Source organism: Keratinibaculum paraultunense, assembly GCF_016767175.1.
In the GTDB taxonomy this organism is placed as follows: Bacteria; Bacillota; Clostridia; order Tissierellales; family Tepidimicrobiaceae; genus Keratinibaculum; species Keratinibaculum paraultunense.
This window is the reverse complement of sequence record NZ_CP068564.1, coordinates 913886-927420: the sequence shown is the minus strand read 5'-3', so window position 1 is coordinate 927420 and position 13535 is coordinate 913886. Positions and strand designations below refer to the sequence as shown.

Below are 13535 nucleotides of genomic sequence, written 5' to 3'. Positions count from 1 at the left end.
TCCTTCTATATTACCTTAATACAAAATTCCGGACAATTTCTTGCACAATAACCACAAAGTATACAATTCTCATTAGGAATAGCTTTACCATCAATTATTTCAATTCCATTTTGTTTACAAGTTTTTACACAATTTCCACAAGCTATGCAATAGTCCGCTACTATTAATCTTCTTTTTTTCTTTTTTAATTTTTCTTTTAAATCGTTAGGTATCTTCCCAGTTTTTAGTAAAGCTATATTACAATCTACCTCTTCTTTAGATTGCATTCCTATAGCAAAAGAATGAATGTAAGGTACACTATTTACAAAATTAAATGCTTCTTCTACTTCACCAATTAAATGTCCTCCTCCTAGAGGTTTCATACCATATATACCCTTTCCCATATTATAAGCTTTTTTTATAATATTTAACATATCCTGGATACTTCCATCCTGTATTCCAATACCTGCCATATTTATAATAGGATGAACCACATCAAGCTCATCATATTGAGTTACAGCATATACACCTTCTACCCTGTGAGTTGAAATACCTATTGCTCTTATTTTACCCATATCTTTTGCTTTTAAAAAATATTCTATAGCTTCATAATGCCCTCTAATTGTATGAATACTCTCCTGCTCATGAAGTAAGAATATGTCTATATAATCTGTATCCAACTCCTTTAAAGCTAATTCCAAACTTTGTTTTGCCATTTCCTTAGTGTATGCATAACACTTAGTAGCTATAACAAAATCTTCTCGTTTTATTCCTTGCAGTGCATATTTAATATATTCATAATTATCATATATTTCAGCTGTATCAATAAAATTTATTCCTTTACTGTACGCATATTGTATAAGCCTTCCACCTTCTTCTATTGACAAATTTGCTTGAAAAGGTGTTATAGTTAATGATCCAAAACAGAGTCTCGAAACCTCAATATCTGTATTACCTAACTTTGTTCTTTTCAATTTTACCACTTCCATTTATATATGTTTCTCCATGCCCTATAACAATAAATAACAAGAATAGTGTAATTAAATTCATGGATAATGCTGAAAGTATTATTCCCGAATCATTTAATAATAAACCAATCAAACTTCCTATAATACCGCTCAAAATTCCCTTCCCTAATCCTTTTTCCATAATATATAATATCCTATTCTTATATACATAGGAAAGAACAACTTGAATTACTATATCAATAAATATAACTTTTGTCCAGACAGAAGCTCCAATTAATTTAATATTCATAAGTAATTTCCTACCTATAATATTTTGAGTAACTCCTATCCCTTTTTCTTCTATCAAACTTATAGTTTTCCCCAAATGAGTTGGATTTGGATTTATAACAGTATCTATATATCCTAAAATAGTTATTGCTATGCCAGTAATAAATATAAATAAAATTAAATTTTTTATATTTAATTTTTTCCCCATAATTAACAACATAAAATAAATAGTTGCTGATAAGATAGCCATGGTTCCACCTACATTAGCCCCTAATTTAGGATGCCCTATCATTATAATAGATAATAACAATAATGCTATAGATGCATATTTATTCTCATATACATCTAATAATAAACCTGCTATTAAAGTTGCAATGGCTATAAAAATTCCTGCCATCTCATTGCCCATGCCAAAATATCTAGCTCCAATAATTGGGTCATGACTAATAATTGAATATCTAGTAAAACTTCCTTTGGTAATTAAATCCAACAAAAATATTACGAAATAACCTATAGATATATAATATATACACTTCGAATTGTTGTATTTCCTAAAGATAAACCAAAATATAATAATAAATACGAATAAACTAACAAAATACTTTAAAAGATTATCTATACTCAATAAAGAGCTAAATATAAATATCATAGGAATAGTATACAATAACAAGAAAAATCTATTAAATACTATACCTATTTTATTTCCCACATCTATATTAAATATCAATAGTACTAAGGTTAACAGCATAGTTATAACTATTATGATCCCATAGATTAATAAAGTCTTAGATCTAACCTTAGATGTAGTATTAACACGATTATTAACTGTTTTAATGTATTTAAAACTATCTTCTTTCTTTATACTTTCAATAGGATTCCCTGTCATACCATCTATAGGAGCTTGCAAAAATTGTGCTATTGTGGGACCAATATCTAAATTAGATATAATACCTTCTCTGTTCGTAGTAGATGAGGTAATAGTACCTTTTTTTATTTCCTTTCCCCACATTATAATAGGAGACAATCTACTATCAGCTATTCTATCTTCTCCTGCATTAGGACTAATAATCATTACCATGGAATTTTCTTTATCTAAAATAGGCAATAAGTTCCCAACAAAATTATCAATATCATTTAATATTAAATCCCTTTTTTGTTGGAAAATATCTATGGATAAATAATCGCTATAACTATTAAGTCTATCTAAATCTCCAGTATCAATTACTAATAAAGACGCTTTTTCTTCAATAGCTGATAATTCCAATAATATTTTTTCATAATCAGTTTTTATACCATATGGATAATTTATATCCTCTAATAGAACATCATCAACATTACCAAGGTCGATTAGACCTTTAGAGTCCATTGCTATTAATGCTCCTGTTCTTATAGCCTCTTCATCTGTATCACTATTACCAAAGGCAGCAGTTTTCAAACCTTTACTGTGAATACTATCACCTATGGCTCCTATATGTGGAGAATAATTATTCTTTTCATTTTGATTATACAATTTACCTAATTGTATATTACCTATTGCATATTCTTCATCTACAGTTCCCACACGATTTTCATAAATAGTTTTATACTTACCTTTTAAATTATATAATTGACTACTTTCATTATTTGCATACGTCTTAGCAGAAGCATTTATAGTAGCAAAACTTTCTGCTCCTTTGTAGCCATTAACACCTCTAGTATTCATTAAACCAATATTTCCTTCATCTATCAGACCTTTTATATTAGGCATCTTTTCTATATCTGGAAGTGTAAGCCTATTTACAACTATTATATAAAGTTTATAATCCAATTCTTTATAATCACTTCCATAACTTGTTTGTTCAAATGAAAACAATGCAAATATGATAACAAATATTATTAAATATATTCTACTTCTTTTCACCTGTATTTCTCTCCTAAATATCTTTTTCTCTTTCATTCTCCAAATAGCAACCTAATATTTCCTCTAATAATTCATCTCGCTCAATCTTTCTGATTAAACTCCTAGCATCATTATGGCTAGTTATATAGGTTGGATCCCCTGATAGTATGTAACCAATTATTTGATTTATAGGATTATATCCCTTTTCTTCTAATGCATCAAATACTGCTAGAATAATTTCTCTTACCTCATTATCTTTATCTTTTGGTGTTTCAAACTTCATAGTTTCATTAAATTTATTACTCACAAAAACACCCCCTATAGTATTTATATCATATTGTAAATATAATATACAGTATTAAAAATAAATATTAGCTATATATAGCTAATATTTATTCTATTTGTTTTTTTATTATGCTGGGAATCATACTTAAGGCTTCTTCAACTTTATTTATATTTTTCCCTCCAGCTTGTGCCATATCTGGACGACCTCCTCCGCCTCCATCAGTAATCTTAGCCACTTCCTTGATAATATTACCAGCATGGAAACCTTTGTTTACTAAATCCTTAGTAACCATAGAAACAAAAGATACCTTGTTTTTATCAATACTTGCTAAAACTATTATTCCAGAATCTATAGTATTTTTAATCTCATCGCCTAAATTTCTCAAACTATCCATGTCCATATCTTCTATTTTATAACTTATTAAGTTTACACCATCTACTTTGACACTTTTATTAATTATATCTTCTGCTATAGAGGATGCCATTTTAGATTTTAATGAATTTAGCTCTTTTTCCTTTTTTTTAAGCTCTTCTATCAAATTATATATTCTATCAGTTAATTGACTTCTATCAGTTTTTAATATGCTACTGATATTTTGAATATCCTTCTCCATTTGATTTATATATTCATAAACTGCATACCCAGTAATAGCTTCAATTCTTCTAACACCAGCTGCAATACTAGACTCAGAAATAATTTTAAACAGCCCTATATTACTAGTATTATCTACATGAGTACCACCACAAAGTTCTTTAGAATAATCTCCCATCTGTACAATCCTAACTTCATCTTCATATTTATCTTCAAACAGTCCTACTGCTCCCATTTTCTGAGATTCATTTAATGTCGTATTTATAATTTTTACCTCTAAAGATTCTAATATCTTTTTATTCACTATCCTTTCTATTTCCTTTAATTGTTCTTCTCTTACAGGTTCATAATGAGTAAAGTCAAATCTCAATCTATCGGGTAATACTATAGAACCAGCTTGATTTACATGTTCTCCTAATATATCTTTTAAAGCTCTGTGTAGTAGATGGGTAGCAGAATGGTTCCTTTTAATATTTTCTCTACGATCTTTATCAACTATAGCGTATACTGGTTCTTCTACACTTACTCTACCATTTTCTACATTTATAAAATGAACAATTACATCATCAATACGTTTAGTATCTAATACTCTAGCTACAAAATTTTCTCCTCTTATATACCCTGTATCTCCTACTTGCCCTCCACTTTCGCCATAGAAAGGGGTTTCTTTAAGAATAATAATCCCCTGATCATATTCTTCTAAATTTTCAATAGCTTCTCCTTGCTTAAATAATCCTAAAACTTTTGTTTCTATTTCCAAAATATCATATCCTACAAATTGGGTATCATAATCACTAAATAATTCTGTAGATTGAGCATTTTTCCATCCTGAATCTACAACTGATTTTCTAGCTTTTCTAGCCATATTTCTTTGTTTTTCCATTTGTTGGTTAAAACCTTTCTCATCTACAGTTAATCCCTTTTCTTCTAATATTTCTCTAGTTAAGTCTAATGGAAATCCATAGGTATCATATAATTTAAATGCATTTTTTCCACTTAAACATTTATCACCTTTTGAAATAAGTTCTTCAATATAATTTTCCAATATATTAATACCTTGATGTATAGTTTCTTGAAATTTCTCTTCTTCAGCTTGTATAACTTTTTTTATCTGAACTTTTTTTTCTTCTAATTCTGGATATTCAACCTTCCAGGAAGATATAACTACATCTACAATTTTATTCAAAAAAGGCTCTTCTATACCCAATAATTTCCCATGCCTTGCTGCTCTTCTTATTAAACGTCTTAAAACATATCCTCTTCCTTCATTGCTAGGTAATATACCATCAGAAACCATAAAAGTTATAGCTCTACTATGGTCTGTAATAACTCTAATAGAAGTATCTACTGATGGGTCTATTCCATATTTCTTTCCAGAAGTTTTTTCTACAAATTTTAGTATATGCTGTATTTCTTCTATTTCAAATATATTTCTTGCTCCTTCTATGATTGCAGTAATTCTTTCAAGTCCCATACCTGTATCTATATTTGGATGCTCTAGGGGATGGTATTCGCCATTTTTATCCTTATCATATTGTGTAAATACCAAATTCCAAATTTCAATAAATCTCTCGCAATCACAGCCTGGCTTACAATCTTTCTTACCACATCCGTATTTTTTACCTCTATCTATATATATTTCAGAACAAGGTCCACAAGGTCCTATTTCTAATTCCCAAAAATTATCTTCTTTTCCCAAGGGAACTATTTTTTCTTTTTCTAACCCTATAACCTCATTCCAAATTTTAAATGCCTCATCATCCTCTTTATATATGGATACCCATAAATCTTCTTTAGGAATTTCCAAACGTTCCGTTAAAAATTCCCAAGCCCATTCTATAGCCTCACGTTTAAAATAATCGCCAAAAGAAAAATTACCAAGCATCTCAAAGAAAGTAGCATGCCGATCGGTTTTCCCTACATTTTCTATATCTGCTGTTCTTATACATTTTTGGCAAGTAACAATTCTTTTACTCGGTGGCGTTTTTTCACCTGTAAAATAAGGTTTAAGTGGTGCCATGCCTGCATTTATCAATAATAAACTTTTATCATTTTTAGGTATTAAAGGAAAACTTTTTATAACTAAGTGGCCTTTATCTTTAAAAAAATCTATAAATTCCTGTCTTATCTCATGTAAGCCAATTTTTTTCATCTATTGTACACCTCTCTAAAAATAGTCTTGTTTTTATAAAAAATTCGTCCCTCAGTAAAGGGACGTTTTATTACGTTAATGTCTATACTTGGATTATAATTTAAACTTGAAGATTTGTCAACAAAATAGGTCTATAAATTGTTATTTTATGTTATTTGGTTTTTTTACATTTTCTATAATAAAATCAAATAATATATTCCATATAGCTATTATTGGAATAGAAAATATCATACCTATAACTCCAAACATTCCTCCACCTATAATTAATGCTAAAAGAATAGTTATAGGATGTATTCCTGTACTCTCTCCAATTATTTTAGGTGCTAATATATTATTTTCTACCCATTGTATTAAAATAAATAAAATTCCTACCCATAAAGCTTTAATAGGACTATCTAGTAAAGCAAAAAATACTGCTGGCAAAAATCCCAAAAAAGGTCCGATATATGGTATAATGTCAGCTACGCCAGTTATAACACCTATTATAACTGCAAAATCCACTTTTAATATTAATAACATAATTGTTGTAACTAACCCTACATACATAGCTAATAGTAATCTTCCTCTTACAAATTGGCTAAGAACTAGATTTATTTCACAAAATAATGCTTCAGTTTTTTTCCGATACTTTTTAGGAATAGTTAAATAAATTTTATTTTTAAAATATTCATTATCTTTTATAAAGTAAAAGGTTAATATAGGTATTAATATAAGACTTATAATCTTCGAAAAAGTGGACACAATTCCTTCAATAAATTTATTAATACTAGTTACTATCACATTTTGAATATTATTTATACTGTCTATAAATATTTCCTCTATCCCATTAAATACAGATGATATATTATCTATATTTATATATAATTCATTTAAAATATAAGAAATACGTTCAAAATATATAGGAAGTACAGATATTAATCTTTTTAATTCTTTGACTGTTTTTGGTATTACTAAAAAGGAAAATATTAATATAATACCAACTATAATTCCATATATAATAAAAATTCCCCAACTTCTTTTTATATTATGTTTTTCAAAGTAATTTACTAAAGGATTTAATAAATAAGCAAATATTAAAGATATCAATATAGTAAATATGATATCTGACAGAAAATCGTACTTTTTTATAAATATATATAATAAATATATAAATAATATGATAATTAATAATGGAAATATGATTTTTTTATTAATATGAATTTCTTTTTCCTTATCTACATGATTATTACCAATTTGTATTAAATAATAAATAATTAAAATTACTAATATACAAGTTAAAAGCATTAAAAGCTTTGTTAAAGCGTCCGAATGTATTATATTCATAATGGTTTTTCCCCTTGTTTTTTATGTTAATGAATTTAATAGGCAGCTTAAGCTGCCTATCTTAATAGAGAATTTACACCATTCATTAATGTAGATCTAGCCTTTCTTATATTTTTAGTAATCTTTCTTTTTTGTATAGGATTCATTCTAGCACCAAAAAACATTCCCACTGAAGTACCTAATATAGCTCCCATTAATGCTCCACTTTTAAAACCATTATTATTATTCATATATATCCTCTCCTTTGTATTTGTATTTATTATTTTCCCACTAGGTTCATAATAAATTCAATATTTTTTTTGTATTAATTGTTATTTTTGTTAAGAATATTAAAAATACAATTGGGTATACAAATACAATTCTCCGTTATTTTTATATCTTTAAAGAGAGGTATATAGTTTCTGCCCCTTAATATGTCTTCAAAAATTCCCTCAGTAATTATAAAACCTTCAATAAAACCATCTTCTTTATTTACTATAAAATCCTTTACATATCCAATACATTCTCCTTCTTCTGTTCTTACTTCTTTTTCTAATAATTTTAACTCTTTTGTCACTATACCTTCTAATGCTTCTTCTAAATCTTTTTCATCTTTTAAATAAAGTATTTGATCTTCATCTAAAAAAATAATATCTTCAAAAGGAATAAAAATTTTATTATTAATTAAATTATCATTTTTCACTATTAAATACGTTACTCTTCTGCAATCATCAGAATATGTTACATCTAATATTTTACCTATAGGCTCTTTTTTTTCTCCTCCAATGAGTTTACAAATCAATATTTGTTTGTATCTAATCACAAAATATACCCCTCTTCTATTCTATCCCTATATATTAGTATCTCTAAAAAAATATAAATTTATTTATAAAATTTGAAGAAGAGTGCTAATTATTCTATATCATCATCAAGTTCATGAGAATTATCTGATGAATCAAAATCTTCTAATCCATCTATTTCTATATTGTTCTTTTTTGCATAATCAAGAAGAGCTGCCTTAATAGCTTGTTCAGCTAATACAGAACAATGCATCTTTATAGGTGGCAATCCATCTAATGCTTCAGCAACAGCTTTATTTGTCACTTTCATTGCTTCTTCAATAGTTTTACCTTTTATCATTTCAGTTGCCATACTTGAAGATGCTATAGCAGAACCACAACCGAAAGTCTTAAACTTTGCATCTACAATAATACCATCTTCAATTTTTAAATACATCTTCATTATATCTCCACATTTTGGATTACCTACTACTCCAACACCATCAGCATCTTCTATTTCTCCCACGTTCCTGGGGTTTCTAAAATGTTCCATTACTTTTTCTGAATACATCTTTACTTCTCCTCCTTAAACTCTTCATATAGTGGTGACATGGCTCTTAATCTTGCAACTATATCTACTAATTTTTCTACCACATAGTCTACTTCTTCTTCTGTATTAAACTCTCCTAATGAAAGTCTTAAAGAGCCATGGGCTATCTCATGAGGTAAGCCTATAGCTAATAACACATGAGAAGGATCCAATGTCCCTGACGTACATGCTGAACCACTAGAAGCTGCAATACCTTCCATGTCTAAACTAAGTAATAAAGATTCTCCTTCTATAAATTCAAAAGATATATTAACATTACCTGGTAGCCTTTTTGTTGGATGACCATTAAGTCTAACATGATCTATATTATCAAATATTCCTTTTATCAATCTTTCTCTTAAAGAAATTAATTTTTCATTTTTTTCATCTATATCTCTATATGCCAATTCTATAGCTTTCCCCATACCTACAATTCCTGGAACATTCTCTGTACCTGCCCTACGATTTCTTTCTTGCCCCCCACCAGAAATAAGAGGATCAATTTTCACACCTTGTCTAATATAAAGTGCTCCTATTCCCTTTGGACCATAAAATTTATGAGCTGCCATAGATAGCATATCTATATTTAATTCATCCACATCTATTATTAAATGTCCTACAGCTTGAACAGCATCAGTGTGAAAATATATTCCTTTTTCTTTAGCTATTTCCCCTATTTCTTTAATAGGTTGAATAGTTCCAATTTCATTATTAGCATACATAATCGATATAAGTATGGTTTTTTCTGTTATAGATTTCTTCAATTGTTCCAAATCTATAATTCCGTATTCGTCTACATCCAAATAAGTTACTTTAAAACCCTGCTTTTTCAAGTACTCACAAGTGTTAAGCACACCATGATGCTCAACCTTAGAAGTAATTATATGATTTCCCTTTTTTCTATTAGCATAAGCTACTCCTTTAATAGCCCAGTTATCAGCTTCTGAGCCTCCCGCAGTAAAAAATATCTCATTAGGTTTAGCTCCTATAGCTTTAGCTACTTTATCCCTAGCCTCTTCCACTGCAACTTTAGACTGATTCCCAAGAGAATATATACTAGAAGGGTTACCATATTTCTCACTAAAATAAGGCAACATAGCATCCAACACCTCTTTTTTTACTGGAGTCGTAGCTGCATTATCCATATATATAAGCTTATCCATAATATATTCCTCCTAACGTTTTATTTAATCTTTTTTCATTTTTTTATATTCATCTAACATATCCTGCAATGTAATAGAATCTACAACTTCATTTATACTATCTCTAATTTTTATCCATACTAATTTAGTAACACAATGTTCTTCATTTTCACAATCATATTCATCATCTATTACACAATCAGCTGGAGCAAGATCTCCTTCTAAAGTTCTTAAAATGCTTCCTACTGTAATATCACTAGGTGGTCTAGCTAACAAATATCCACCTTGAGCTCCTCTTACACTATTTAAAAGACCTTCTTTTCTCAAACTAGAAAACAGTTGTTCCAAATAATTTTCTGACAAATTCTGAGCATCTGCAATACTTTTTAATGGTATGGGACCTTCTCCATAATGAAGGGCAAGTTGATACATGGCTTTTAGCCCATATCTTCCCCTCGTTGACAGCTTCATTTTATCACCTCTCTTAATCCCAACCAATTTCCTTGGTATTCTTTTCATAATTATATTATACCCTACTATTTTTGTCAACATTCAAACTAAAAAAATTAAAGGAGTGTACACTCCTTTAATTTTTTGTTTAAATATCTTCAAACTGTGGTGGAAAAAAATCAGGAAAAGGTTTGTCATCAAATTCATCACATAAATCCTCAGGGCTAAATTCAGTACATGGATCTGGTACGGGACAATATCCATAAGTTGGTATTAACAATTGTACAGTACCCACAACTTTAGTTATGATAAATACCCCTACAGCAAAAGTAAGCTTACTATCAGTCTCGATAGGTTCACCCAATACTTCAGAACTAGTTTCAACTACTATTCTGAATTGAAACTCATCCCTAGCATCAGGCATAAACAATATAACATCCTTGTATATATCTGGCAAAAATCCTTTTATAATATTACCTTTGGTACTTATTATTTCAAATGGAATTCTTAAAGTAAATTTTACTCGTCTAAAATTTGGTTGGTTTTCAATATCCATAATTACTAATGTATTAGGTACTATAAATCCTGGTTTAAATTTAATATCTTTAAAAGTCTTATCACCTAAATCTACTTCTATTTCTGAAAAACATTTTCTCTGTTGGCATGATGCAAAGACCTTATCCGCTATAATGCAAACATCCTCATATTCTTCCTCATTTTCTTGCATTGTTTTGCTTAAATCTAAATCTTTCATCTTTTTCTCACCCCTATATTTTTAATAAATAAATCTGCTTTTGCTTTCATATTATGTTATAGAAGCATTTTTGTGTCAGTTTTATTATAAAGGAGGCAATTAAATTGAATAACATAATTATAAACTCAAAAAAAGAATTAATTCTGTTTTATTTAAGTTCTTTAAATAATATTCAATATACTATATATAATTTTAATTATATTCCTTTAACTACTAAATTTTTATGTAAAGATAAAGTTTTAAATTTTACTGCAACAATAGATTATGCTGATACAGTACATATTATCGCTTTAATGGAAACTGGTGAATTAAACTATTATATTTTAAAAGATGAAAATTGCTCTAAAGCAGTGATAGCAAAATTTAATTTAAAATCTAATATATATAATAATTTTTATTTATTTATTAAAGATAACAACATAAATTTATTTTATAGTTATGCTAATTTAATAAACAATAAACTTTGGACTATACAACATATCATTGGAGATTTTAACTCATGGAAAAAATTTAATGTGATAAATTATATAGCCAATAAAAAAGAACATTCCCTACATTTAAGACAAGATTCCTTTGGTACAATACACTTAATATACAGTAGTAATGATAATTATAGATACCAAATTTATCACACTTTCTATAATTCATTGACTGAAAGGTGGAATAAGTCACCTCATAGAATATCAGATATCAATTTTAACAACATACTTCCTTATCTATTTATTGATTCAAAAGACAATCTTCATGGATTATGGTTAGAAGGAAGTATAGATAAAAATATTTTAAAATATGCTCAATTTCCATCTAAACCTGAAAAAGATTATAGTTGGAAACAAGTAAACATACCATTGGTTTTAAATTGTAATCAAATGCCTATTATGATTGAAGAAAATGGTACATTAAAAATCATATACATAATTGAAAATAGTATTGGTTTCTTATACTCTATGGATTACGGTAAATCCTGGATTAAAGGTAATAATGTTAATATCAATGGAAAAGAATTGAAATTAGCAAAAATTTCAGAAAATATTCCTTGCTTAAAAAATACTAATATAAATAATGCTTATTATTCCAATAAAAATACTCCTTATTTTTACTTTATAGAGACTCTAAAACCTAAAGATAATCATTCTAATTTATCAAATTATAATAATATAAATACCTTTATACCTAATCAAGATAAAGAAGTAGATATTAAAAAAATAAAAACCACATTAGATGAAATACAGAATTCCCAGAAAAATATTGAAAAAAACATAGAAAAAATACTAGATATATTAAATAAAAATAAATCTTCTCTATTTAATAAATTTAAATTATTTAATAAATAAATTAATAAAAAGGGACAAGGAAAAACCTTGTCCTTAATATACTAAAGTCCTAATTTTACTTTAAGTTTTTCTAACATATCTTCTGTCATAGCATCCAAATCATATTTTGGATCCCAACCCCATTCTTCTCTAGCTGCAGAATCATCTAAAGAATTTGGCCAGGAATCAGCTATTGCTTGTCTTACTGGGTCTACATCATAATCTATTTCAAATTCAGGTATCCTTTTTTTAATAGATGCTGCAATATCTTCAGGAGCAAAACTCATTGCAGTTATATTGAAAGCATTCCTATGAACTAATTTATCAGGATTTGCTTCTAATAATTGAACTACAGCATTTAAAGCATCAGGCATATACATCATATCCATTTTTGTTCCTTCAGCTATAAAACTAGTATATTTTTTGTTTTTCAATGCCTCATAGTAGATATGTACTGCATAATCAGTAGTTCCACCACCAGGCAAAGTTTTATAGGATATAAGTCCTGGGAAACGTACGCCCCTAGTATCTACCCCATACTTAAGATAATAATAATCACATAGTAATTCTCCTGCTACCTTAGTTACTCCATACATAGTAGTTGGTCTTTGTATAGTATCTTGTGGTGTATTATCTTTAGGAGTAGTTGGTCCAAAAACTGCTATAGAACTAGGAGTAAATACTGAACAATTTTCTTCCCTTGCTACTTCCAATACATTATATAGTCCATTTATATTGATATTCCAAGCTTGTTGAGGATTTTGTTCACCAACTGCAGATAATATAGCTGCAAGATTTATTATAGTATTTACCTTATGTTTTTTTACCACTTCAGCTAATTTCTTTCCATCAGTAATATCTAATACCTCAAAAACTCCAGATTCCATTAGCTCTTCATGACCTTCTTTTTTTCTTCTACTACTAGCTATCACATTATCATTTCCGTATATCTCTCTAAGAAGCATAGTTAGTTCAGAACCTATTTGTCCTAAAGCACCAGTAACTAAAATCTTTCTCATAAAATACACCTCCATTAAATATTAAAAAACTACATTGTCATAATTATACCATCTTTAATTATATC

At 28.2% G+C, this 13535-nt stretch carries 13 protein-coding genes; 1 reads left to right on the top strand and 12 read right to left on the bottom strand.

Features of this window, described 5'->3' with window-relative positions; genetic code table 11:
- Positions 1–5 precede the first annotated feature (5 nt).
- The 11 genes from JL105_RS04490 to JL105_RS04440 all read right to left on the bottom strand — a co-directional run bounded on the left by JL105_RS04490 (position 6) and on the right by JL105_RS04440 (position 11138).
- A complete protein-coding gene (locus JL105_RS04490) occupies positions 6–962 on the bottom strand; it encodes an aldo/keto reductase (RefSeq protein ID WP_237722327.1) in 957 nt (318 codons plus the stop codon).
- On the bottom strand, positions 931–3114 hold the full coding sequence (locus tag JL105_RS04485; protein ID WP_132026023.1) for a hypothetical protein: 2184 nt from the start codon (positions 3112–3114) through the stop codon (positions 931–933). The genes JL105_RS04490 and JL105_RS04485 overlap by 32 nt, the downstream gene beginning before the upstream one ends.
- Before the next feature lie 13 nt (positions 3115–3127).
- Positions 3128–3376, bottom strand: a complete 249-nt coding sequence (locus tag JL105_RS04480; protein ID WP_170169626.1) for an IreB family regulatory phosphoprotein — start codon at positions 3374–3376, stop codon at positions 3128–3130.
- Positions 3377–3485: 109 nt separating this feature from the next.
- Positions 3486–6122: an alanine--tRNA ligase gene (alaS, locus tag JL105_RS04475; RefSeq protein WP_132026019.1), complete on the bottom strand. Its 2637-nt coding sequence runs from the start codon at positions 6120–6122 to the stop codon at positions 3486–3488.
- Between the two features lie 141 nt (positions 6123–6263).
- Positions 6264–7445, bottom strand: coding sequence for an AI-2E family transporter (locus JL105_RS04470; protein WP_132026017.1), 1182 nt, complete (start codon positions 7443–7445; stop codon positions 6264–6266).
- A 56-nt stretch (positions 7446–7501) separates the two neighbouring features.
- Positions 7502–7675: a YtxH domain-containing protein gene (locus JL105_RS04465; protein WP_132026015.1), complete on the bottom strand. Its 174-nt coding sequence runs from the start codon at positions 7673–7675 to the stop codon at positions 7502–7504.
- 74 nt (positions 7676–7749) lie between these two features.
- Positions 7750–8247 carry a PRC-barrel domain-containing protein gene (locus JL105_RS04460; protein WP_132026013.1) on the bottom strand — a complete coding sequence of 166 codons (498 nt, stop codon included), beginning with the start codon at positions 8245–8247 and terminating at the stop codon, positions 7750–7752.
- 89 nt (positions 8248–8336) lie between these two features.
- A complete protein-coding gene (nifU, locus tag JL105_RS04455; protein WP_132026011.1) occupies positions 8337–8774 on the bottom strand; it encodes a Fe-S cluster assembly scaffold protein NifU in 438 nt (145 codons plus the stop codon).
- A gap of 2 nt (positions 8775–8776) precedes the next feature.
- Positions 8777–9955 carry a cysteine desulfurase NifS gene (nifS, locus tag JL105_RS04450; RefSeq protein ID WP_132026009.1) on the bottom strand — a complete coding sequence of 393 codons (1179 nt, stop codon included), beginning with the start codon at positions 9953–9955 and terminating at the stop codon, positions 8777–8779.
- Positions 9956–9979: 24 nt separating this feature from the next.
- Complete coding sequence (locus tag JL105_RS04445) at positions 9980–10405, bottom strand: RrF2 family transcriptional regulator (RefSeq protein ID WP_132026279.1); 426 nt, start codon at positions 10403–10405, stop codon at positions 9980–9982.
- Positions 10406–10532: 127 nt separating this feature from the next.
- Positions 10533–11138, bottom strand: a complete 606-nt coding sequence (locus tag JL105_RS04440) for a hypothetical protein (protein ID WP_132026007.1) — start codon at positions 11136–11138, stop codon at positions 10533–10535.
- A 104-nt stretch (positions 11139–11242) separates the two neighbouring features.
- Between JL105_RS04440 and JL105_RS04435 the strand changes: the two genes are divergently transcribed.
- Positions 11243–12472, top strand: a complete 1230-nt coding sequence (locus JL105_RS04435) for a hypothetical protein (protein WP_132026005.1) — start codon at positions 11243–11245, stop codon at positions 12470–12472.
- A 41-nt stretch (positions 12473–12513) separates the two neighbouring features.
- Here the strand turns inward: JL105_RS04435 and JL105_RS04430 are convergent, their stop codons facing one another.
- The gene (locus JL105_RS04430) at positions 12514–13470 is read right to left on the bottom strand and encodes an L-threonine 3-dehydrogenase (RefSeq protein WP_132026003.1); all 957 of its coding nucleotides are present in this window, start codon (positions 13468–13470) and stop codon (positions 12514–12516) included.
- Between the last annotated feature and the right edge of the window lie 65 nt (positions 13471–13535).

Coding starts and splice junctions, on each gene's coding strand:
- JL105_RS04480 (WP_170169626.1), bottom strand. CDS start 3,376: ATGAAGTTTGAAACACCAAAAGATAAAGATAATGAGGTAAGAGAAATT.
- alaS (WP_132026019.1), bottom strand. CDS start 6,122: ATGAAAAAAATTGGCTTACATGAGATAAGACAGGAATTTATAGATTTT.
- JL105_RS04470 (WP_132026017.1), bottom strand. CDS start 7,445: ATGAATATAATACATTCGGACGCTTTAACAAAGCTTTTAATGCTTTTA.
- JL105_RS04465 (WP_132026015.1), bottom strand. CDS start 7,675: ATGAATAATAATAATGGTTTTAAAAGTGGAGCATTAATGGGAGCTATA.
- nifU (WP_132026011.1), bottom strand. CDS start 8,774: ATGTATTCAGAAAAAGTAATGGAACATTTTAGAAACCCCAGGAACGTG.
- nifS (WP_132026009.1), bottom strand. CDS start 9,955: ATGGATAAGCTTATATATATGGATAATGCAGCTACGACTCCAGTAAAA.
- JL105_RS04445 (WP_132026279.1), bottom strand. CDS start 10,405: ATGAAGCTGTCAACGAGGGGAAGATATGGGCTAAAAGCCATGTATCAA.
- JL105_RS04440 (WP_132026007.1), bottom strand. CDS start 11,138: ATGAAAGATTTAGATTTAAGCAAAACAATGCAAGAAAATGAGGAAGAA.
- JL105_RS04430 (WP_132026003.1), bottom strand. CDS start 13,470: ATGAGAAAGATTTTAGTTACTGGTGCTTTAGGACAAATAGGTTCTGAA.